The 22982-nt window shown below is 39.9% G+C and carries 13 protein-coding genes; 1 reads left to right on the forward strand and 12 read right to left on the reverse strand.

Going from position 1 to position 22982, the window contains the following annotated elements; genetic code table 11:
- Positions 1 to 29: 29 nt before the first annotated feature.
- Positions 30 to 1913 (reverse strand): DNA internalization-related competence protein ComEC/Rec2, encoded by a 1884-nt coding sequence (locus E5N72_RS11540; RefSeq protein ID WP_135924780.1) that lies wholly within the window; start codon positions 1911 to 1913, stop codon positions 30 to 32.
- A 360-nt stretch (positions 1914 to 2273) separates the two neighbouring features.
- Here E5N72_RS11540 and E5N72_RS11545 point away from each other — a divergent pair, with 360 nt between their 5' ends.
- Positions 2274 to 2783, forward strand: coding sequence for a DUF2062 domain-containing protein (locus E5N72_RS11545; protein WP_135924782.1), 510 nt, complete (start codon positions 2274 to 2276; stop codon positions 2781 to 2783).
- 86 nt (positions 2784 to 2869) lie between these two features.
- On the opposite strand, the gene E5N72_RS11550 is transcribed toward E5N72_RS11545, so the two are convergent.
- The 11 genes from E5N72_RS11550 to E5N72_RS11600 all read right to left on the reverse strand — a co-directional run bounded on the left by E5N72_RS11550 (position 2870) and on the right by E5N72_RS11600 (position 22811).
- Positions 2870 to 4612 (reverse strand): DUF3466 family protein, encoded by a 1743-nt coding sequence (locus tag E5N72_RS11550; protein WP_135924784.1) that lies wholly within the window; start codon positions 4610 to 4612, stop codon positions 2870 to 2872.
- A gap of 11 nt (positions 4613 to 4623) precedes the next feature.
- On the reverse strand, positions 4624 to 6534 hold the full coding sequence (locus tag E5N72_RS11555; protein WP_135924787.1) for an ABC transporter ATP-binding protein: 1911 nt from the start codon (positions 6532 to 6534) through the stop codon (positions 4624 to 4626).
- A gap of 14 nt (positions 6535 to 6548) precedes the next feature.
- Positions 6549 to 6782 carry a glutaredoxin family protein gene (locus E5N72_RS11560; protein WP_135924789.1) on the reverse strand — a complete coding sequence of 78 codons (234 nt, stop codon included), beginning with the start codon at positions 6780 to 6782 and terminating at the stop codon, positions 6549 to 6551.
- Entirely contained in the window at positions 6775 to 8892 is a 2118-nt protein-coding gene (gene rlmKL, locus E5N72_RS11565; RefSeq protein ID WP_135924791.1) for a bifunctional 23S rRNA (guanine(2069)-N(7))-methyltransferase RlmK/23S rRNA (guanine(2445)-N(2))-methyltransferase RlmL, read from the reverse strand. Before rlmKL ends, E5N72_RS11560 begins: the two co-directional genes overlap by 8 nt.
- A gap of 178 nt (positions 8893 to 9070) precedes the next feature.
- Positions 9071 to 9601 (reverse strand): cell division protein ZapC domain-containing protein, encoded by a 531-nt coding sequence (locus E5N72_RS11570; protein ID WP_135924794.1) that lies wholly within the window; start codon positions 9599 to 9601, stop codon positions 9071 to 9073.
- Between the two features lie 119 nt (positions 9602 to 9720).
- Positions 9721 to 10731, reverse strand: a complete 1011-nt coding sequence (gene pyrD, locus E5N72_RS11575; RefSeq protein WP_135924796.1) for a quinone-dependent dihydroorotate dehydrogenase — start codon at positions 10729 to 10731, stop codon at positions 9721 to 9723.
- A 114-nt stretch (positions 10732 to 10845) separates the two neighbouring features.
- On the reverse strand, positions 10846 to 15684 hold the full coding sequence (locus tag E5N72_RS11580) for an NAD-glutamate dehydrogenase (RefSeq protein ID WP_135924798.1): 4839 nt from the start codon (positions 15682 to 15684) through the stop codon (positions 10846 to 10848).
- 212 nt (positions 15685 to 15896) lie between these two features.
- Positions 15897 to 18221, reverse strand: a complete 2325-nt coding sequence (locus E5N72_RS11585) for an MMPL family transporter (protein WP_135924801.1) — start codon at positions 18219 to 18221, stop codon at positions 15897 to 15899.
- Positions 18221 to 19225 (reverse strand): YCF48-related protein, encoded by a 1005-nt coding sequence (locus tag E5N72_RS11590; RefSeq protein WP_135924803.1) that lies wholly within the window; start codon positions 19223 to 19225, stop codon positions 18221 to 18223. Before E5N72_RS11590 ends, E5N72_RS11585 begins: the two co-directional genes overlap by 1 nt.
- A 124-nt stretch (positions 19226 to 19349) precedes the next feature.
- Positions 19350 to 20714: a DUF1329 domain-containing protein gene (locus E5N72_RS11595; RefSeq protein WP_135926279.1), complete on the reverse strand. Its 1365-nt coding sequence runs from the start codon at positions 20712 to 20714 to the stop codon at positions 19350 to 19352.
- A 12-nt stretch (positions 20715 to 20726) separates the two neighbouring features.
- A complete protein-coding gene (locus E5N72_RS11600; protein ID WP_135924806.1) occupies positions 20727 to 22811 on the reverse strand; it encodes a DUF1302 domain-containing protein in 2085 nt (694 codons plus the stop codon).
- Between the last annotated feature and the right edge of the window lie 171 nt (positions 22812 to 22982).

A 22982-nucleotide genomic window follows, 5' to 3' on the forward strand; every position in this document is an offset into this window, starting at 1 on the left:
TGTAGCCTTATGGGGGTAAAAACAAAACGTCAATCTTGTTCGAACCAGTAACTTTCATGCTCGCGAGCTGATTCAACTAAAAAGGTATCGTTATAGAATTTGATTCTAATATGGCCACTGTCTGCTGTACTTAACTGCGCTATATCACGGTCTTGATAACGTTTTACAACCTCAGGGTGAGGAAACTGCCACTGCCCTTGGTATGCACTTGAGTGGATAACCAGTTTAGGCCGCACCTGCTCAATAAACGCCTGACTTGACGATGTATTACTACCGTGATGAGGGCTGACGAGTACTGTCGCTTGCAGGTCTGGGAGCCTGGTAATGAGTTGTTGCTCTGCTTCAGCAGAAATATCGCCGGTTAATAACACACTATACTCACCCGACTTCACCCTCAAAATGCAAGATTGATCATTGTTATTATCACCAGGCATACTAAAGCTAGTTAAGCTAACATTGCCGATTTTTAAAAGCTTTGGCTCACAACGAGCATTCACGCCATGCGGATGAAAATACTTTAACGTCTCTCCAAAGCCATTTTCATTCCACGAGTGAAGACCTCCAATGTGGTCATTATCTTGATGACTTACTATAGTGGCAATCACCTCAAGCTTAAGCGCATTTATGTTTGCTAATAAAACTGACTGAATATAGTCATATCGACCAAAATAACGTGGCCCTAAATCATAGACAACCGCCTTATTTTCTTCGCTGAGCATCACCATTAAGCCATGACCAACGTCAAATACATCTAACTGAAAAGTGCTTTTCGGCGACAAAAGCCAATCAAAAGTTACAATCAATACAGGAATAATGGTAAATGCTCGATAAGGATAACAAAGAAACAATAACAGAGTGCTGTAAATCAAAACTAAGGTATTGAACTCAACAAATGCGAACTCAAGCCAGCGCCATTGTTTTGGGACTAACATTATCGATTGATAAAGGTAATTTAAAACAAAATCTAAGCCATATAAAAGTAGCGATAAATCTAAAAATAAAGATAAAAAACTGTACAAAACTAAAAATGGTAAAACAATGACACTAATTATTGGCACAGCGACTAAATTTACCAGCAAGCCAATCGTACTTACGCCATCAAAGTAAAACAGTGACAATGGCAACAGGCCTATAAATAACGCTAATTGAATTAAGCCAAGCTGTATAACACGTCTGTAAAAACCTAAGTTTTTGCCAAGAGAACTTCGAATAACAAGAAAAATAATAGCAACAGCAATAAAACTAAAATACAAACCGGGGTTTAATAACGTAAATGGATCAATAATCAGCACTAGTGTAAGAGCATAAAGAATTGTTCGCCATCGCAATGGATTCTTATTTAAGATGTAGATAAATAGCAAACAGCCTAACATCAACAATGCGCGCACTGCAGACACGGCAAAACCACTTAGATATACATAGGTAGCTGCAAAACAAAAACCTATCAGCATAAACCAACTATTAATCTGACGGGTTTGAGACACAGGTATTCGCATTATACGGGTGAGATATTTACTAAAGTAAAAGCCGATTGCATATACAAGCCCGATGTGTAGTCCTGAGATTGCCAAAAGATGGCTTATACCTAATTCACGTAGTTGTTGTTTATTTTGTTGCGATATTTTGCTTTTATCGCCAGTTAGCAAAGCATAGTAAAGCCATTGTAATTGGCTGCCAGTAGTTATAGTCGATATGTAATTGCGATATACCTCAGTACTAGTAGGTTTACCAGTCTGATTTTCTATCTGTATTTTAGAAACTGTGCGCCCTTTATAAAAAAGTCTTTGTCTAAACGCATGTCGTTCACGATCAAAACTATTATAATTTTTTACGCTTCTAAACGGCTTAAGCTTTATTTGCGCACTCACTTCATCACCAACCATCAGTTTTTGCGCTGTGCTAACACTAATCATTGCTATAGGTGGTTTTAATTTAGAGAGACTGCACCCCTGTATGCTTTTTAGGCTTGCTTTAACGTAGAAAGGTGACTGGACTGAGTGTATTGAAATTACTTGAAAATTAGCAATTACTGGTTTTTTAGGTCTTAAGTCGCATTCGCTTTGAGAATAAAAGACTAAGTAATGAAAAAATACTAAAAAAATACCGCAAATAAACCCTGACAATATTGGCAAAAAAGGCTTAAAATAGGCAGCTGCTAAAATAACAGCAAAACTTATTAGATAAAACACTGCAGTGTTTGCCGTATAAAGGGTAATAAAACAACCCAATATAAAACCACTGCATAACCAAACAGATGTAAATGGTTGCTTTAAATGGCTAAGAAAACGATCCAACGGTTTTTACCTGATCACAACAAGGTAAGAGATCATAAATACTTAAGAATTTTTGGCCGTTTATTACATGATGCCAATTTATGGCATTTAAATCGCCGTTCTGCTCGAGGAGCATTTGCTGTAGGTTTATTTTTTGCTTTCATCCCTGTTCCTTTTCAAATGGTTCTAGCAGCCGCCCTGGCCATTCCATTTCGTGTAAACTTGCCTATTTCTGTTGCTACGGTGTGGATCACAAATCCACTGACAATGCCACCTATTTTTTACTGCTCATATATTGTTGGAACAATTGCCTTAGCGCAACCTACACAACACTTCCATTTTGAGCCTAGCTGGCAATGGTTTTTAGAAAGCTTAACAACCATTGGTCCGGCTTTCTTAGTTGGTTCACTTATTTGTGCAACAGCCGCGGCTATACTTGGCTATTTCGTAACAGATATGCTTTGGAAGCGCTCTGTAAGAAAAGCATGGTTACATCGACATCAAAAATAAAAAACTGACAATTCAAATATGAGTATAGACAAAAAACCCAGCTTTAAGCTGGGTTTTTTAATGTAGTTGAAAAGTTATTTTTTACACTACTTTGCTTTAAAAAAGCGACGTGCAGCTGCAAATGGTAACAAGATTAATGCATACCAAGGGAAGCTTGCAGACTGACGCTGATATTGTTCAACTTCTTCTGCAGGGCACTCTTCAATTGAACCACTAATTGGTGTTAACTTAACAGGTACTGCAATACTTTCATATTCAACATTACCGTTAAGATCGACTACCGTGTTACCGAATGAATCTGTTTTTTCTACCGTTTTGGTAGCAACACCAAATATTTCATTATTGTTGTTAATCGACTTGGCTTCAGCAACAACGTATTTAAATCGTGTTTCACCATCTTCTTCATAGCAAGGTAATAAATCGTTTAAATTTACGACTTTATCTTCACCGATAGTGTACATAAAGCCTTCACGACGACGTGTAGACGTATTGTAGATATCGGTTTCACCCTCACCAACAATCACACCATTATCATTTATGTCATTAGCGATTGAGCTAGAACTTGAGAAATAATCTGTCGGGAAAACAACACTGTCACTTTTCTTGTCGTAATAGAAAAATTTAGTACGGTTTGTACCTTCGATTCTTTTGGTTGCATAACCAACCACAACATCGTCATTATTGATAGCTAAAGGCTGACCCGAGGTCCAATCATCTTCTTGGTCAAGAAACTCTTTTACTTCACCATTCTCAAAAATAACCGGCATAGTGATACGAATATCTCGATCTTTATAGCGAACATCTGAAGTACCAGCTATTACCCCATTTTCATTAATGACAAAAGCGCTGCTTCTAAATGCAAAATCTTCGTCATCTTTTGGCGTAAGACCTAAACCAAATATTTCCGTATTGATAATATTTAGGTCGTTATCTAAGGTCCATTTAACGGCTCGTTTATCGAAAATACCCGTACTAAAGCTACGATTAAGCGTTTCAACACAATCTGAAACTGGCTCGTCTTCATTATCACATCGATCATCGATATCATCTTGAGGATCAATTGGAATACCAGTAGATACGGTACCTACCACTTCGTAGCCAGCGTTTGTTTTGGTAATACCGTAAGCTGCGCTAATACCACCGTGCTCATCAAACTCAGGAACTAAAGGTACTTCGACACCATTAGCACCAATAACAATGCCTCGGCTGATAAATTCACGCAAGAAATGAGTTTCTTCTTCGTCTTCATCTGTTTGGGTAAAGGCGGTTTTCTCGTAAGGTGCACTACCCCAGCCAACCATTACACCATCATCAGCAACTGCTGTTAGGAGGTTTGATGTTGAACGGGTCAAGCCATCATAATCAAGCGATGCTTCATCAAATAACACCTGCTCCTGCGAGCCTTCGGCATTGTATATCGTTGCAATTGCGCTCGATATTTTCTGAAATTCTGAATCATTTGAACGGCTATCTGTCGCTAAGAATCTTATCATAAACGAATGCGCATCAGCGTTCGTATTTACTGCATCGTTATTTTGAATATCATCTAACGTAAACGTAATTTCTTTATCAATTGATTCTAAGCGCGCTTTTTCTTGGTCATAAGCATTTTTAATGTTGCTTTCTTCAAAATCTATGTAAGAAACGTCTACAGGTAATTTGTACATACCATTTGCAAGACCAATGATATGACCGTTTTCACTAACATCCGTTATATAATTATGCTTAGAGCCTTCCAGACCACCTAACTCTTCTAATTTATAGGTCGCGCTCATCGCTGAGGTACTTAGAGTAGCTAAAATACTGGCAGCGAGTAATTTATATTTCATTTTAATCCTTACTACTGATTCTTTAAATCTTCGAGTTCTTCCCAGCGCTCAAAAGCGGCTTCAAGCTCAGACTCTAACTGGGCTAAATGGTTCAATGCTTCTGATGTAATTGCAGCATCTTGCTTAAAAAAGTCAGGGTCATTGACCACAACTTGCTGAGCATCGAGCGCTTTTTCAAGTTGTTCCACTTTACTGGGTAATTCTTCTAATTCAAGTTTTAATTTGTAAGAGAGTTTATTACTTTTCTTTTGTGGTTTATCTTGGTTTTGCACCACGGGTTTTTCTTGCTTAGTTTGTTGCTGTTGTTGTTTCTCTTGCTCAACTAAGTAGGCAGCATAAGCCTCATAGTCACTGTAGCCACCAATAATATCGGTAATCTTACCATCACCTTCAAATGCCCAGACTGAATTACAGGTATTATCTATAAATTCGCGGTCATGGCTAACAATAAGCACGGTACCTTGATATTGGTTAATAATATCTTCAAGTAATTCTAATGTTTCGATATCTAAGTCATTGGTTGGCTCATCGAGTACCAAAATATTAGACGGCTTTAAAAATAGCTTTGCAAGTAACAAGCGGTTCTTCTCACCACCAGAAAGTGCTTTTACCGGTGTGCGGGCTCTTGCCGGCGGAAATAAGAAGTCTTGTAAGTAACCAAGTACATGACGTGAGCGCCCGCCCATCATCACTTCTTGCTTACCTTCAGCTACGTTGTCTTGTACTGTGGCTTCTTCATCAAGCTTTTGACGGTATTGGTCAAAATAGGCAAATTCTAAATTAACGCCTTGCTTAACACTTCCGCTATCTGGTGTTAAGTCACCAAATAAAATTTTAAGCAGTGTTGTTTTACCTATACCATTAGGGCCTACAAGGCCAATACGATCGCCACGCATAACAAGTGTAGAGAAGTCTTTAGCGATCACTTTGTCTTTAAATGCATGACTTATGTTTTTCGCTTCAAAAACAAGCTTGCCTGAACGCTCAGCAGTTTCAATGTTGAAATCTGTTTTACCAACCTGCTCTACTCGCTGCTTACGCTCTTTACGCAACTCTTTTAATGCGCGAACGCGTCCTTCATTACGTGTTCTACGGGCTTTTATACCTTGGCGGATCCACGCTTCTTCTTCGGCTAAGCGTTTATCAAATAGCGCGTTTTGCGTTTCTTCTACCTTTAAATCATGCGCTTTTTGTTCAAGGTATGTTGCATAATCACCCGGATATGAAATTAGTTTTCCGCGGTCTAAATCAAGAATACGAGTAGCTACTGCGCGAATGAACGCACGGTCGTGAGAAATAAAAACGATACCGCCTTTAAATTCTTTTAAAAATTGCTCGAGCCAAATAACACTACTCATATCCAAGTGGTTGGTAGGCTCATCTAGTAGCAATAAATCAGGCTCACTAACTAGGGCCCTTGCTAAAGCAACCTTACGTAACCAACCGCCTGATAATGATTCAAGTTTAGCCTCTGGATCTAGCTCTAGGCGCGATAACACAAGTTGAATACGCGTATCAAAACGCCAGCCGTCAACTGTTTCTAATTGATTTGATAAGCGCTCTAACTTATTTAGTAACTTATCGTTATAGTCTGTTTGCATCTGATTACTAACTTGGTGATATTCAATCAATAAGTTAGCAATATCTGGCATACCCTGCGCTACATAATCAAATACTGAGCCTGCAGCCCCCTTTGGTGGATCTTGCTCTAGACGCGAAATTCGTATACCACTTAGTTGGTTTATTTCACCATCATCCAAGATAACTTGGCCATCAAGTACTTTAAGTAATGTTGATTTACCTGCACCGTTACGACCAACAATACATACACGCTCACCCGACTCAATAACTGCATCAGCATCATCTAGTAACGGATGCGTACCATAAGCGAGTTGCGCTTTGGCTATTCTGATTAAATCCATCGTGATTACTACTCTTATTCTTTATTATCAGCAATAAATTGCGCTAATCGCTGTGCATCAAAAGGCCAAAATAATTTTTCGCCTTGATGAGCTTCAACAACCGGAATACTGGTTTGGTAAAGCTCGATAAGCTGTTCACTATCCATGATATCTTTTGCAGCAAAGGAAACGTTTGCTGCAACTAATAATTCATCTGCCATTTCACACAAATGACAGCCATCTGTGTGATACAAGGTAAAACTAGCCATGTGTAATAAGCCAACTATTATGAATTTGCTTATTGCGTTTAAAATCTGGCGATAAAGTTTTGCCAGAAATATTCTCTGCTTTTAAGCCAAGCCCCATTAAACCAACTTCATCCATGATAAAGCCACGCTTGTTGTTAGAGAATATAAGCGTGCCATTTGGACTTAAAATCTTTTTAACCCAAGTAAGGAGCTTGATATGGTCACGCTGAACATCAAATGCATCTTTCATACGTTTTGAGTTTGAGAACGTCGGTGGATCTAAGAAAATTAAATCATATTGACCTTGTGCGTATTCAAGCCATTTCAAGCAGTCAGCTTGCTCAAAACGAAAACGAGTATTGCTCAAGTCATTAAGCGCGAAATTCTCTTGCGCCCATTTTAAATAGGTCTTTGACATATCAACGGTAGTAATTGCTTTGGCACCACCTAGCGCAGCATGAACAGATGCACTGCCCGTATAAGCAAACAAGTTTAAGAAACGTTTACCTTGTGAGTTTTGTTGAATATAACGACGAGCCAAACGGTGATCTAAGAATAAACCTGTATCTAAATAATCAAATAGATTTACTTTAAATTTAGCACCAAACTCTTCGACTACTTGTGTGCGATTTTGTTTTGATACCTTAGTATATTGCTCTTCGCCTTTTTGCTTTTTGCGTACTTTAACTGCGATATTCTCTGGCGCAATTTCTAACTGCTCAGCGGTCAGGCTAATCACATCTTGTAAGCGCTTTTGTGCCGTAGTGTCATCGATTTCTTTCGGTGCGGCATATTCAAAAATAACCGCTGAATCATCGTACACATCAACTGCAACGTTATATTCTGGAATATCCGCATCGTAAACACGATAACAGCTTACTTCATTTTGCTTTAACCAGTTTTTCAAGTTTTGCTTGTTTTTCTTTAAGCGGTTTGCAAATGCTGTTGAACCTTCAAAGTTAAGTGCTGGTTTATCTTCTTTGCTTAGCTCGACTTGTTTATCGTCAAGTTGATATAAATTTAGCACCACATCTAACGGGCCATTTTTGAACTTATAGCGTTTTAATTTAACAAGCTTTAATAACTTAAATAGGCTTTCGTCGGTGCCAAGTAAAGCAAGCTTCCAATGGTTAAAGTGCTTTTTGAAGCCAACACCTAAGCTTCGGTGTAAGTTAACCAACTCTGCCATCGAGCCTAAACGCTCACCATAAGGTAAGTTTGAAATCACCACACCAGGAAGCTTAGCAACTGAGGTAAGCTTTGTTGCATCGCTTTGTTTAAATTTAATTACATTACCAAGGTCTGCGCGTTCCGCGTTTTCTTGTGCTTTTTTAATTACACCAGCATCAATATCATGTCCAATAAGCCAAAGCTTTGGATCAGTAATTTGAGCCGTTAGTTCTGCTTTTAACTCTTTGTATTTTTGGATGCGGAAACTTGGTAGGCGCTCAAATGCAAAACCTTCTCGGAATAAGCCAGGCGCTTCATTACGAGCCATGCTTGCTGCTTCAATTAAAATGGTACCAGCACCGCAACATGGATCAAATAAAGGTTGTTGTACATTTTCAAGCCAGCCACTTCGCTTTACAAGTGCTGCAGCTAAATGCTCTTTAATCGGTGCTTTACCTTGGTCTTGACGATAACCACGTTCAGATAAACGTGGACCTGAATAGTCAATATAAAGCGCAACACCTTGGCGATTTAATCTTGCTACAACACGCACATTAGCGTTGTACTTATCAACATCTGGACGCTGTTCAAATAGATCTGAAAAATAATCAACAATCGCATCTTTTACGACAAGACCAGAGAACTGGGTATTTTTTAAATCGTTGTTAGTACCACTAAAATCAACAGCGAAAGTTTGTTTTGGGCCAAACCACTCTTGCCAGGGCTGTAGTCGTGCAAATTGATAAAGGCTTTCTTTGTCTTTAACGCCTTCTTTTTCTTCTATCAGCATCATGATACGAGTGGCGAAGCGACTCGATAAACAAATTTTTTGTGCTAACAAGCTATCTGCTTCAAAACGTACAGAGCCCACGGTTTGTTTAGAGACTTCTGCACCAAGTGCTGTAAGCTCATCAACAAGTAAATTTTCTATTCCGATAGAAGTAAGTGCGATAAATTGCAAAGTAAAAACCCTTAAATGCTAATTGCGCAGGATTATAGCATAGCTTGGCGAACAAAAACGCCAACATTTGCAGGGATATTAGCTAGATTTTTACTTAGCCCACTAGGTTGCGAATCTCTCGCCGCGATTAAATTGCCTCTAGAGTGAACATATTTTAATTCACAAAGGTCAACACGCCCTAGGCCGTTTTAAACTGTTTTTGTTGAATATAAACAGGATGGATACGATTATTTAGAACCTTGATGGCTTCAAACTGCTCTAGAGATAGATTTTCGTCTAACTGAAAGTGTGCGCTCAGATTAATACAAACAGATGCTTCTGGTGAATGATCGACAATTAAAAACTCACCTTCTTGTGACTTAGAGTATAACTTTACAACCGCTTCAACACTTGGCTGGCTACCCTGGTATTCATGAAAAAACCAACTCTTTGCAAGTACTGGCTTCAAATGAAATTTAACTGCTGTAGCGTTAAGAGCAATTTGGCAAAGCTCTGCCGGACTCCATAATGAGAATGTTTCAAGATATTGATAAACTTGCTGATAAAATGCAGCATCTTCAAGACTGAAGTTTGGCTCTTGTAAAACAGCATCAGTAAGTTGGCGTAATTTGTAAGGTGTGCACAGTTGCATATCTTGGTCAAGGTCAACCAAAAGACGATTATTTTTTGCACAAGCAAGCCATTTCCATTGCTTCGATGCTTGTAACATGTCTCCTCCCTAACTTAGAATTCTGTGCGATTAATCATAAATTATAGCTAAGCCTGACCATTAATAAAATACTTTTTTAGAACATTTTATTAATGATCAAATGCTTAGATAACTGATCCTTATAAGCCGTTAAGGATCGTTTTTACCAATTCTGGGCCTTTATAAATAAAGCCAGTATAAACTTGTACAAGGTCGGCACCCGCTGCAAATTTTTCTTTTGCAGAGTCTGCATCATCAATACCACCCACACCAATGATAGGTAACTTACCATCAGTTAAACGCTTCAGCTCACTAACCACGTGGGTTGAGCGCTGACGTACTGGTTGTCCAGATAAACCGCCCGCTTCGTTTGCATATTGTTGGCCTTGCACTGCAGCACGCTCAAGTGTGGTGTTTGTAGCAATAACACCATCGATCTGATTGTTGATCAATGACTCACTAACTTGCGCAATTTGTATTTCATCAAGATCTGGGGCGATCTTAACAAGCATAGGCACTTGTTTGTTATGCTTTGCAGCTAAATCAAGTTGTTCATTCTTTAAGCTTTGTAGCAAGTCATCAAGCGCTTCACCATATTGTAAATCACGAAGACCCGGAGTATTTGGTGAAGAAATATTTACTGTGATGTACGATGCATGCTCAAATACTTTGCGCATACAATGAATGTAGTCATCTTTACCCTGCTCGTTTGGTGTATCTTTATTTTTACCTATATTTATACCTAGAATACCGTCATATTTCGCCGCTTTTACGTTATTAACTAGGTTATCAACGCCTTTGTTGTTAAAGCCCATACGATTTATGATCGCATTTGATTCTGGTAAACGGAAAATACGCGGCTTATCGTTACCAGCTTGAGGGCGAGGAGTAACAGTACCCACTTCAACGAAGCCAAAACCCATTTGTGAAAATGCATCAATACACTCTGCATTTTTATCTAAGCCTGCCGCTAAACCTACTGGATTTTTAAATTCTAAACCCAAAAAGTTAACTGGTTTATTAGGGACAGATTGAGACCACGCTGCACTCAATGGAGTATGAGCAAATCGGCGTAAATTATTAAGTGCAAATTCATGAGCCCACTCCGCATCACGGGTAAACATAAAACGGCGAGCTAGATCATAAAACATGGTTTGTTCCTTAGGTAAAAATAAACAAGGTAGCCGCTTATAAACGGACCATTGCAAATTAAGGGCAAAAAAATACCCCAGCGAGCTGGGGTATGTATTTTAACGACTTTTCACTTATTTGGAAGTGTCACAGTTGTGGCTTAACAACATTAGTTCACGAAGTGCTACTGAGAACTTCGCAAAATCATGGCTTTGTGATGTTTTGAATTCAGATAGCATCTGTTTCCAACGTTGTAGAAGTAGATCTTGGTTATCCATCCACTCATCAATTTGTGCATCTATGTCTTTGCTGTCTGCTGCAAAGCTATTAAGTACCACAGCCGATAATGTACGTTGTTGCCAATCAAGCTCTTCACGGTAAGAAGCACGAGCAAGTGCTTGCCAGTGATTTGCAACCGGTTGGTTAGTAATTTGGTCAAGGAACCAATGTAAGCCCATACGCGCACCCAACTTGAAGTACGTGTTAGATACCATAGCAATGCTACGCTCTGAATTATTAGCAATTTCGGCTAAGTCCATTACAGAGAATAGGCTTGATAGAGACACAACTCGTGTCGCAAGTGCTTTTGGTACATTGCTATCAATTAGCTTCTCAGCTGCTTTAACCAAACGCTCGCTTTCTTTTTCAACCATGTAGCTATTTAAGTTTTCACTTAAATCAGCAAATGTTGGTGCAAAGAACTCAATTGCTTGCTCAATCGTTTGTGCTTTATTGCGATGACGTAAGAACCAACGTGTTGCACGACGAACCGTACGACGTAACTGATAGAGCATTTCTGTTTGTACAGCTGCTGGGATCTTATTATCAAGTGCAACAATTGATGACCATGTTTCTGGCATCTGGAACACTTCTTTTGCAATTGAATAGCAAAGCGCGATTTCTGCTTCGTTAGCACCTGTTTCTTCGTGCATACGAACCATGAAGTTAAGGCCCATATCGTTAACAATATTATTGGCAAGTTTTGTTGCGATAATTTCTTTACGAAGTGGGTGGTTATCCATTGCATCGTTGAACTTCTCACGAAGTGGTACCGGGAATGAATTAACCAATAACTGACGGTAATAAGGGTTTTCAGTGATTTCATCAACCACTAAAGACTCTTTAAGTACCATTTTCGCGTAAGAAACTAGTACAGATAGTTCTGGACGAGTTAAATCTTTACCCGCTGCTGCGCGCTCTGCAAGTTCTTCATCAGTTGGAATGAACTCAATTGCACGATTTAACTTGCCATCTTTTTCAAGGGCATGGATAAAACGTACTTTTTCTTTAAGTGTTGATGTGCCTTTTGACTGTGTAATCGATAAGGTATGCGTTTGACGATAACAATCTTTAAGAACCAGCTGCGATACTTCATCGGTCATAGCATAAAGTAGCTCATCACGTTGTTTACGCGTTAAGTCACCTTCAGCAACTAAGCCATTAAGTAAGATCTTAATGTTTACTTCGTTATCTGAACACGCAACACCACCTACGTTATCGATGAAGTCAGTGTTAACACGACCACCTTTAGCTGCAAATTCGATACGACCTAATTGTGTAGCACCTAAGTTACCACCCTCGCCTAAGATCTTCGCACCAAGCTCAGAACCGTTAATACGAAGTGCATCATTTGCGCGGTCACCAACATCTGCATCAGTCTCTTTAGAGTTCTTGATGTAAGTACCGATACCACCATTCCAAAGTAAATCAAACTCCATCATTAGAGCTGCTTTGATTAATTCGTTAGGTGTCATGCTCGCTTTTTTAGTGCCAAGCATTTTCTTCATTTCAGGGCTTAAGCTAATTGATTTAGCCGCACGAGAGAATACACCACCACCTTGTGAAATAAGGTCTTTGTTGTAATCTTCCCAAGAAGAACGCGGTAAATTAAATAAACGCTCACGCTCAGGGTAAGATGTTGCAGCATCTGGGTTTGGATCAACAAAGATGTGCATGTGGTTGAACGCCACTTGTAAGCGAATGTGCTTAGAAAGCAACATACCGTTACCAAATACGTCACCCGCCATGTCGCCGATAGCTACAACAGTGAAATCAGTTGTTTGACAGTCAATATCCATTTCACGGAAGTGACGCTTAACAGACTCCCACGCACCTTTTGCAGTGATACCCATTTTCTTATGGTCATAACCTACTGAGCCACCTGATGCGAATGCATCACCTAGCCAGAAGTTATATTCATTTGCGATGCCGTTTGCGATATCAGAGAAAGTCGCAGTACCTTTATCGGCAGCAACAACTAAATACGGGTCATCTTCATCATGACGAACAACATCAACTGGCGGAACAATCTCACCACGTTCGATGTTATCTGTGATATCTAATAAACCACGGATGAAAATTTTGTAACACTCTTGGCCTTCTTTGAAGAATGCTTCACGGTCAGTCGGTAGCTGTTTACATACGAAACCACCTTTCGAACCTACTGGCACGATAACCGTGTTTTTAACTTGTTGCGCTTTAACAAGACCCAGTACCTCAGTACGGAAGTCTTCACGACGGTCAGACCAACGTAGGCCACCACGTGCAACTTTACCACCACGTAAATGCACACCTTCAACGCGCGGCGAGTATACGAAGATCTCAAACGCAGGCAGTGGTAATGGCATTTCTGGGATCATAGAAGGCTGAACCTTGAACGATACATATGACTTAAATTGGCCATCCGCTTCTTTTTGGAAGAAGTTCGTTCTAAGAGTTGCATTGATCATATCAACGTATAAACGGATGATACGGTCATCATCTAGGTTTGCTACGTTTTCTAGTTCAAGATTTACTTGTGCAACTAGCTTCTCAAGCGTCTTCTCACTACCAGGGTTCTTAACTGAGAACTTTTTAGTGAATAAGTTAACGATTTGCGAAGCAATATGTGGGTAATTTGCAAATGTGCTTTCGATGTAAGTCTGCGAGAAAGTTACACCAATTTGACGCATGTATTTAGCGTATGCACGAAGAATAGACGCTTCACGACCGGTTAAACCACCCATTAATACTAAACGGTTGAAACCATCGTTTTCTAAACGGTTATTCCAAACATTAGTAAGCGCAGCACGGAAACGAGCAGATACTTTATCAAAGTCAGCAATGCCCTTATTGTCAATTAGCATGGTGAAATCCATGATCCAATTAACTTTACCGTCTGTCGTTTTAACTGAGTAAGGCGTTTCACCCACTACACGTAAGCCAAAGTTTTCTAACATTGGCATGACGTCAGATAAGTGGATTGGCTCATCTTTATGGAATAAGCTTAAACGAACAACATTGGTATTTGCTTCTTCTTGTGGACGATAGAACAACATTTCTAGTTTGTTTTCGTCATTAAGAAGCTCAAGTTTCTCGATATCAACAACCGCAGCACTTGGTAAAACCTGATCTTTATATGCACTTGCAAATGCTTGTGCATATTTACGGTTTAGTTCTTTACCGCGTGCTTCACCTGCACTCTCAAGTAGTGCAGACTGGAGTCTATCTTCCCAAGTACGGGCAGCTTCAATTAGGTTGTTTTCGATGTCTTTCACGTTATATTCAATATTATTGTCAGTCACACGCACCGTATAATGAGTACGGGCTAATGTTGACTCAGAGAAGAAAGTAGTAAATTCGACTTTGTCGTCAGAATTAAATGCGTTAGCTAAGATACGTTGCGTTTCACGACGTAGTGCCGTGTTATAGCGCTCACGCGGTACATAGACCATGCAAGAGAAGAAACGGCCATATGCGTCTTTACGCACAAAAATACGGCACATATCACGCTCTTGTACTTGTAGTACGCCCATAGCAACTTCAAGTAGTTCGGCTTCACGTGCTTGCACAAGTTCATCACGTGGATATGTTTCTAGGATATTTAATACCGCTTTATAAGCATGGGTGCCTTTAGCAAAGTCACACATTTCCATAATGCGATTAATTTTACTTTTCAGTACCGGAACATCAGCGGCGCTGTTGTTGTAGAAGCTCGAAGAGAATAAACCAAGGAAACGGTCTTCACCAATTACATTACCTTCCTCGTCAAAACGCTTGATACCCACATAGTCAATATAAGCAGGACGGTGAACACGAGACACTGAATTAGTTTTCGTTAAAATCAGTAAATTATTGCTACGCGCTTCTTGACGTGCAACTTCTGGTAATTCAGAAAGTAAACGGCTGTGCTCTTCGTCTGTGTTTTTCATCAGACCAAGGCTAGTACCTTTTTTACCTTTTAATTGATAATCACCCTGTACAGGCGACAGTTCATACTCACGATAACCCATTAGGGTAAAGTTATCTTTTGCTAACCAGTCTAAAAACTCAACCGTTTCAGCAACTTCACTTTCGTTATTATTATGATGACGCTTAGGTAAATCCTTCGTTACAGCAATTAGCTTTTCACGAATTGGCTGCCAATCTTCTACAGCGATAGATACGTCAACTAACACAGACTCAAGTTCTTTTTTGAAAGACTCAATAACTTTTGCATCTGTTTGGCGATCAATCTCGATAAAGAACACCGTTTTTGTTGACGTTGATTCTTGCTCTGCTTTTAAGCTTGAAATACCCGTGATTTTAGCATTTTTGTCACGTTGGATTTTCAGTGGAGAGTGAAGTAATAAGTGAGAAGAGATGTTTTCGCGAGTCATGGCCATACGCACAGAATCAACTAAGAAAGGCATGTCTTTCGCGATGATTTCAACAATAGTGTGCGATGACTGCCAGCCATCTTTTGCTACTTCTGGATTGAAGACACGGACAACCGCGTCATCAGAGTTATTTTTTTCTAGCGAGTTCCATAGGCTTAGTGCAGCGCCATATAAGTCACTATCGTTGCGATGTGCCAAATCCTCTTTAGACATATTGCTGTACAAGGCTTTGGCGAATTTCTCAACGAGTAACACATTATCAGCGTGAACTTTTTTCTGGATCAGCTTACAGACATTATCTAAGATAACCGAGGCTTGCCCTTCATTTCGTGTCATTGTATGTTCCTTAATCTATACTACTTATCGATTAGTAGAATATTTGTACAGCCATTTATTAGCGTGGAGTCAGGTAAATTCTAACTCTTTTGCAGCTAATAAACAGCCTTTTCGATGAAATCATTTTAAGCTTTTCAGCTATTTGGTCATCTATTCACAAAATATAGATATAAATGGCCATTACTGGCCATATTGGAGCACAATTATTCACATTATTTTTTCTGGTCAGTCCAGAGGAAGCTACCAATTGCAGGTAAAAGTAGTACTGCGCCCAGCATGTTAACCAAAAACATGAAGGTCAAAAGAATACCCATATCTACTTGGAACTTCAGATCAGAGAAAATCCATGTGCTAACACCAATGGCTAAGGTAATACCCGTGAATAACACTGCGCTACCACGCTCTGCTAATGCATTGCGATAAGCCACTTCGAGTGCCACACCTTGTTTTAGCTGCCCCATCATTGATGACAGTATATAAATCCCATAATCAACACCAATACCAACACCTAAAGCGATAACTGGTAGTGTCGATACCGTTAAACCTATTTCAAGTTGTACCATCAAGGCTTGCGCTAAAGTTGATACGATATACAGAGGTAATACAACCGCAACCGTTGCCTTAACACTTCTAAAGCTAATTAAGCATAGCAGGATTACGGCGCCGTAAACGTAAAGCATCATAGGTAGCTGTGCAGCTGATACAGATTCGTTGGTTGCGGCCATTACACCCACAGGTCCCGATGCTAACTTAAACTTCAACTCATCCGTTTCTTCAGCCTTAGCAAACTCTTTAACTTTCGCTACCACATGGTCAATAGTTTCTGCTTTGTGGTCATTTAAGAAAATAATCACTGGCATTACAGAGCAGTTACCATCGAGTAAACCTGAGCTTGTTTCAACGCGTGAAGTAGCTTGCACTAAACTTGCCGTGTTGCGCGGCAGGCTTTGCCATTTAAGGTTACCTTCGTTGAAGCCGGCATTCACAGATTGCGCAACTGAGCTTAAACTCACTGCTGATTGCACCCCTGCAACGTTTTCCATCTGCCATTGGAAACGACTAATACGCTCCATCACATCATGCTCAGTACAAGCAGCAGGATACGCTTCTACAATCACTTTCAGGATATCTGATGAAATGGTGTATTTATCAGAAATCAAAAAGGTGTCTTGGTTGTAGCGGGCATCTTGGTGCAAAGATGGCGCACCTGCGTGTAAATCACCAATGCGCATTTTGTCAGCTTGCCAATAACCCACTGCAAATAATATCGCTGTAAGCACAATAATTAAACCGGCGGTTCTACGGTCCGTCGCTTTTACTAACAGTTCACGCAATTTATCTAAGAAATTCGGTTTGTCTGAGTGTGTTCCTGCTTGAATATGCACAGAGCCTTCAAAGCGCATATACGATGCCCACACTGGTAACAATACGAGGTTTGTGAAAATAATTACCGCCACACCTAAACTTGCGGTGATGGCAAGTTCACGAATAATACCAATATCAATTGTGAGTAAGGTTAAAAAGCCAATTGTGTCTGATAGCAGCGCGATACCACCTGGGATCAAAAGTGCTCTAAAGCTTGCCTGACAACACACCCGGGTTGAGCTTCCTGACGTCACTTTTTTACCGATGTCATTGATCATTTGCACACCATGACTTACGCCAATCGCAAACACTAAAAACGGCACCAAAATTGACATAGGGTCTAAGCCAAAGCCCAAGGTTGATAACAAACCTAACTGCCAAACAACGGCAATGATTGAACAGGCAATCGGTAAAATTGTCAGTTTTAAAGAGTGGCAGAACAGCCAAACCATCACAAAGGTAAAAGCAATCGCGATTGCAAAAAATAACAGTACGCCTTTAGCACCCTCTGCTACATCCCCTGCCATCTTAGCAAAACCAATAATATGGATACTGACTTTATCAGTACTTAACGGTTCACGAACTTGTGTTTCTAGTTTTTCAGCAAAGGCTAATGTATCAAGTTTTTCTTGTGTTTGCGGATCAGTCTCGAGTAACTGGGCTGTTACCATTGCACACGAGTAGTCACTAGCGATCATACGGCCGACCACTTTTGCTTTTTCGATGTTTTCTTTTACAACTGCAAGACCACGTTTATCAGCTGTGAAGTTAGCCGGAATAATTGGACCACCAGCGAAGCCATCTTCAACAACTTCAACAAAACGTGCACTCGGGGCAAAGATTGAATTAACTAATGGGCGGTTAACACCTGGAATAAAATAAAGCTGGTCATGAACTGCTTTTAGTTGGGTAAAAAATTCTTCATTGAAAATATCACCGTCTGCATCACACACCGAAATTAAAATGCTATTTGCACCACCAAATTGCTTTTCGTGTTTGGTGTATACTTTCATGTATTCATGATTAAGAGGGATATTTTTATTAAACGAGGCGTCTAATTGAATTTGTGTTGCTTTGAATAATAAAAAACAGGTGATCAAAGCAAAGGAAATAATTGCGAACAAGCGATGACGAAACACCGCTCTTTCTAAAAAGTCTAATAAACCACGCATTACGGATTCAACTCCTTCACTTTAATGCCATTTTCTGAAGCCATAATTAGTTTGTCTTGAAACACAACACCGTCGAGCAATGATTTGCCATCGGCCATTTGCTCTTCTGATAATTGATCACCCTTAACATGAAAAATAACTCCACTATTGGCAAATAAAAGCCATTCGTTATTGTGGTTTATTGCGCTGTTGACGGTGGCATAATTAGTGTTTTGAATTGGTAACCACTGATCACTATTTGCTTGACGAGTAAATATATTGCCACGCAGACCTGCAACTAGGTCTTCACCACCCTGATCTGCAGTTGACGCAAACGTAAAGAAAGAGCCCATATAAATCTCTTCAAGACGTTGCCATGTTTGGCCATTATCAACACTTTCGGCCATTAGCCCCATTTCACCTGCTAAGATTAACCGGTCTTTAGTTTTCACTATACGATTAAAATGCGGCAAAATTGATGCGGTCTCAAGCTCATATCCTTCAGGATCTGTTTCTTTTAAATCATTCAAATAGTCGCGATCATCTTCAAATAACAAGCTATCTAAAAAACGTTTCTGCCATGTTTGGCCACCATCAGTGGTTTCAAAAAACATGCCGTATGCACCCACTGCATAACCATGGTTTTCAGATGTAAAAAGAATATCTAAACATGGTTTATCCATGTTTGGTAAAGATTGTTGTAACTGCCAAGTTTTAGCAGCATCCACGGTGTTGATAATAGTGGCATCGTGGCCACAAGCCCAGCCTAATTCGTCATTATAAAAATCAACCGCGGTGAGTAATACTTGAGTTGGTACACTGGCTTGCTGCCATGTTTGTGCGTCAGTACTAGTGATAACCACACCATGTTTACCAACAGCAACCAGTTTTTCACCGACCAATTCGATGTCAGTGAGTAGAGTTTTGTTTGCATTAACGGCACTAATCGCTTGTTGCGGTGTGGGCATGTCTTGAGAAAAACATGAAGCACTATAAGCAAGACAGGCATAAAGCAAATACTTCATAAAGATAAATCGCCTTCGAAAAGATAAAAAGAGAAGTCAAAAAAGCCACTGGGAAAACCAATTGCGTGTCTTGATGACTTACGCGAATTGCAAAAGGCACCTGAAGTCAGGTGCCTTAGATTGTTTAACGACCTTCGCGGCGTAAAGCGCTTGAAGTGAACTCGTTATCATTGAATGATTGTGAGAAATCATACATTTTTTCTTGGTTATCTAAACCAATTGCTAGGTAACGACGTGAGTTAAGGTCATGATAAACTTCTAACGTACTCCAATGAGTCGGTACTTCATAGTAGTTAAGACCATGTGCCATTGCTACACGATACATTTGGTCACGGTTATCATAAATATCCGTTACATGTACTTGCCAGCTATCTTCATCAATATAGAAAACACGTTTCTTATAAATATGACGCGTACCTTCTTTCAGGTTTGCTTCTACAACCCAAACACGGTGCTTTTCGTAACGAACATATTCAGGGTTAATGTGACCAGCTTGCAAGATATCATCATAGCTTAACTTATCGCTGTGAAGTTTATAGCTGTTATATGGAATATAAAGCTCTTGCTTACCTTTTAATGTCCAGTTGTAACGGTTAGGAGAACCGTTGAACATATCAAAGTCATCAGTGGTACGTAAGCTATCAGCCGCTGTTCCTGGTGCATCATATGCAACATTAGGTGCACGACGAACTCGACGCTGACCTGAGTTGTATGTCCATGCTTGGCGTGGCGTTAAGATTTGGTCCATAGTTTCATGAACTAATAACGCAGTACCTGCTAGACGAGCTGGCTCAGTTACTTTTTGCTTAAACTTAAACAAGATATTAGATTCTTGCAGTTTTTCTGGCGTTGCATCTGGTGATGAATATTCAACTAAAAGTTGTTCTTCAAAACCAACATAATTATATGAGCCTGACGCTGTTGGTGCTGCTTGACCACCAGAGCGTTCAATTGATAAACCACGGAAACGTAAAAGGTGATTCCAAATTGCTTCTAAACCATCTTTAGGAATTGGGAAAGGTACACCCACAGCTGTGTTTTTAATACCGTTACCACCTTCAACTAACTCGGCTGTCGTGGCGTATTTTTTAGTCGCATCATAAACAAACTGCGGATAAGACGCGCTACGACGCGTTGGATAAATGTTCATCTTAAACGTGTCTGGATAAGTGTTGAATAATTCAACCTGACCAGGGCTCAAGTACTCTTTATATTTATCAACGTTTGACTTATCGATGGTGAACAACACTTTATCATCAGCGAATGGGTCTGGGTGGTGCATGCCTGGTTTATAATCTGCAGGAGGGGTTGTGATACCACCCGTCCAAGCTGGAATAGAACCATCTTTGTTAGCTGCTTTTTCTGCGCCAATTGGCGTTAAGTCATTACCTAAACGTGCTGCTTCATCAGCAGTAATTTTTGCAAGTACACTAGAGCTTGCGAAAACGCTACAAAAAGCTGCAGCAATGAGGGTAGGTTTTCTAATAATCATAATTTACCCTTAGATTGAATATTTAATATTAAATGAAACATAATCGCGGTCAGAGAATGTATTCGTCGCGCCACCACCCCAGAAAGAGTTATAGCTAAAGTCGAATGACCACGCATTTTGATAGTTGAAGTTCATCGTTACACCGAGTGATTTACGGTCTTCAACAAATAAGAACATCGGATCAGGTGTAATACCATTCACATCATGTGAGAACACAAAACGTGGCGAGAAGTTAACACCGTTGAAAATGTTATAGTAATCACCTTTAGCGATTAAACGATAACCCCATGCCGATGCTGTTGGGAACGGATTCGTTTCAGGACCATTCGATAAACCCATATGAAGGGTTGAATAATCATCGCTCAGTGGCCCCTGCATAATGCCGCTTCGACCCGTACCTGCAACGTTTAAACGCAGCTCATCGTACTCAGGCATATTATTAATGCGCACACCACCGATTTCACCAACAACCGCCCAGCTGTCTGCACCTAATGATGGGCCAAATAGATGCGTTGCTGTAAATTGTAATTGTGCTGTATTGCGTAATATAAAGCCTTGCGCCACTTCACCAGGACCTACAACACTTGTAGCATCACCCAGACTCATTTGCGAAATACCCGCAAAGTCAGGTCGAATTCCAGCCACAGCTAGTTGTTCCGGCATACCCGCATACAGAAGCTCTACGTCATCAATTTGTAGTGGCTCATCTTGACGGAATGCAAATTCACCAGCGAAAGCAGTCTCGCCTAATGATGTATTAAAGCTGATACCATAAAGCTTAATATCTTCAGGGTATTCTAATTGGCCTTTGGTGAATGCTTGTAAGCTAGTTACATTATCTTCAGTGATTTCTGTAGATAACAACATACCAATATCAGCCGCGATAGCACCAGCTGTAAAATTAGACACTTGACCAGAAATTACTGGGCGTCGGCTATGGTAATTGATGTGGTATAAAGCAACTTCAGTATCGTTTAATTCAGGTAAAAACATACCTAAACGTAAACCATATTGACCACCATCATCTGGCTCATTTTTACCCGCACTGCCCTTACCTTTAAGAGCTACTTTAGTCGGATAAGCTAAATACATTTGCGCCATCATAGCTTGACCTTGCGCAGATGTTGGATCAACACCTTGCGAACGCACAATATCGTCTAAGCTGTTTAAGCTTTCTGTTAAGAATGCTAAATCGATATCTGGGTTTGATGTAAAACCTAGTTGAATATTTTGCTGATAACCATTCTCTGACGCGAAATCGTTAGTCGAGAAGTACGTGCCTGCAGCTGGAAGACGTGTTTCATGCCATTCATATTGGTAAAAGCCTTCCAGTGTTAAGTTATCTGTAATGCCAAGTGATGCCCAAAGCATACCCACAGGGATAAAGGCTTCTTTTAACTCAGCGCCTGGCGCTTTTAAACGATCGATATCAACTGGGTTAACGTTTATACCATGAGAAATCAAGGTACTTTCACCCCAGTTTACAACTTGCTGACCTAAGCGAATAGACAGAGGGTTACGACCTTCATTTAAATCGAAGTTTGCCCAAACGTACGCATCTAATAAACGTAAATCAGCACATACTTGTTCTTTAGTGTCATCATCGTCACATGGGTCTACTTTGTTACCTGATGTAGGATTGCTGTATGCAAAATCGCCATCCATCAATGCAAAGTCGTAAAAATACATAAAGCGTGTAAAGAAACCATAGTTATCTTTACTAATTGATAACTCGTGGTTGCCCTTTAATAATTTTGAGAATGAATCACCACTATCAAAATTTAAATTCCCTGCATCACCATTATTAGAGTAGGCACCAGGTTGGTTCCAAACATCCGCAGAAGAATAAATAGGATTTAACGCAGAATGATAACCCGTCCAATCAAATGAAGGATTATTACTTTTACCTATATGTTTAAAATCTCGGTCTTCAACACGAATGCTTTGACCATAAGAAAAGTTAGAGTCAAAACGTACGTCAAAGTCCCCTAACTCGAAGTTTGCTGCATGCAAAGATGTACTTGAGATTCCGAGTGTAGCCGCCGCGAGTCCCAAAGCTATTTTGTTTTTAACAAAAAGCGATCGTTTTATCATTGTGTTCATCCCCCTGTAACGGGTTGTTCTGTGATCAAATTGTTGTTTTTAGTATCTTTCTAACGATAGAAGCGAAACAATAAAAATACAATATAGAACGCGTTCAATCGGTTAATATTTATTTAAAAATGTGACGTTTACGTATTGGTAAGACGTCATACCAGATATTTT

The sequence above is a fragment of the Pseudoalteromonas sp. MEBiC 03607 genome, assembly GCF_004792295.1.
GTDB lineage: Bacteria > Pseudomonadota > Gammaproteobacteria > Enterobacterales > Alteromonadaceae > Pseudoalteromonas > Pseudoalteromonas lipolytica_C.

What these genes read in the sequence shown, in the direction of transcription:
- E5N72_RS11540 (WP_135924780.1), bottom strand. Translation starts at nt 1,913, where the DNA reads ATGATTAGTGTTAGCACAGCGCAAAAACTGATGGTTGGTGATGAAGTG.
- E5N72_RS11545 (WP_135924782.1), top strand. Translation starts at nt 2,274, where the DNA reads ATGGCTAAGAAAACGATCCAACGGTTTTTACCTGATCACAACAAGGTA.
- E5N72_RS11550 (WP_135924784.1), bottom strand. Translation starts at nt 4,612, where the DNA reads ATGAAATATAAATTACTCGCTGCCAGTATTTTAGCTACTCTAAGTACC.
- E5N72_RS11555 (WP_135924787.1), bottom strand. Translation starts at nt 6,534, where the DNA reads ATGGATTTAATCAGAATAGCCAAAGCGCAACTCGCTTATGGTACGCAT.
- E5N72_RS11560 (WP_135924789.1), bottom strand. Translation starts at nt 6,782, where the DNA reads ATGGCTAGTTTTACCTTGTATCACACAGATGGCTGTCATTTGTGTGAA.
- E5N72_RS11570 (WP_135924794.1), bottom strand. Translation starts at nt 9,601, where the DNA reads ATGTTACAAGCATCGAAGCAATGGAAATGGCTTGCTTGTGCAAAAAAT.
- pyrD (WP_135924796.1), bottom strand. Translation starts at nt 10,731, where the DNA reads ATGTTTTATGATCTAGCTCGCCGTTTTATGTTTACCCGTGATGCGGAG.
- E5N72_RS11580 (WP_135924798.1), bottom strand. Translation starts at nt 15,684, where the DNA reads ATGACACGAAATGAAGGGCAAGCCTCGGTTATCTTAGATAATGTCTGT.
- E5N72_RS11585 (WP_135924801.1), bottom strand. Translation starts at nt 18,221, where the DNA reads ATGCGTGGTTTATTAGACTTTTTAGAAAGAGCGGTGTTTCGTCATCGC.
- E5N72_RS11590 (WP_135924803.1), bottom strand. Translation starts at nt 19,225, where the DNA reads ATGAAGTATTTGCTTTATGCCTGTCTTGCTTATAGTGCTTCATGTTTT.
- E5N72_RS11600 (WP_135924806.1), bottom strand. Translation starts at nt 22,811, where the DNA reads ATGATAAAACGATCGCTTTTTGTTAAAAACAAAATAGCTTTGGGACTC.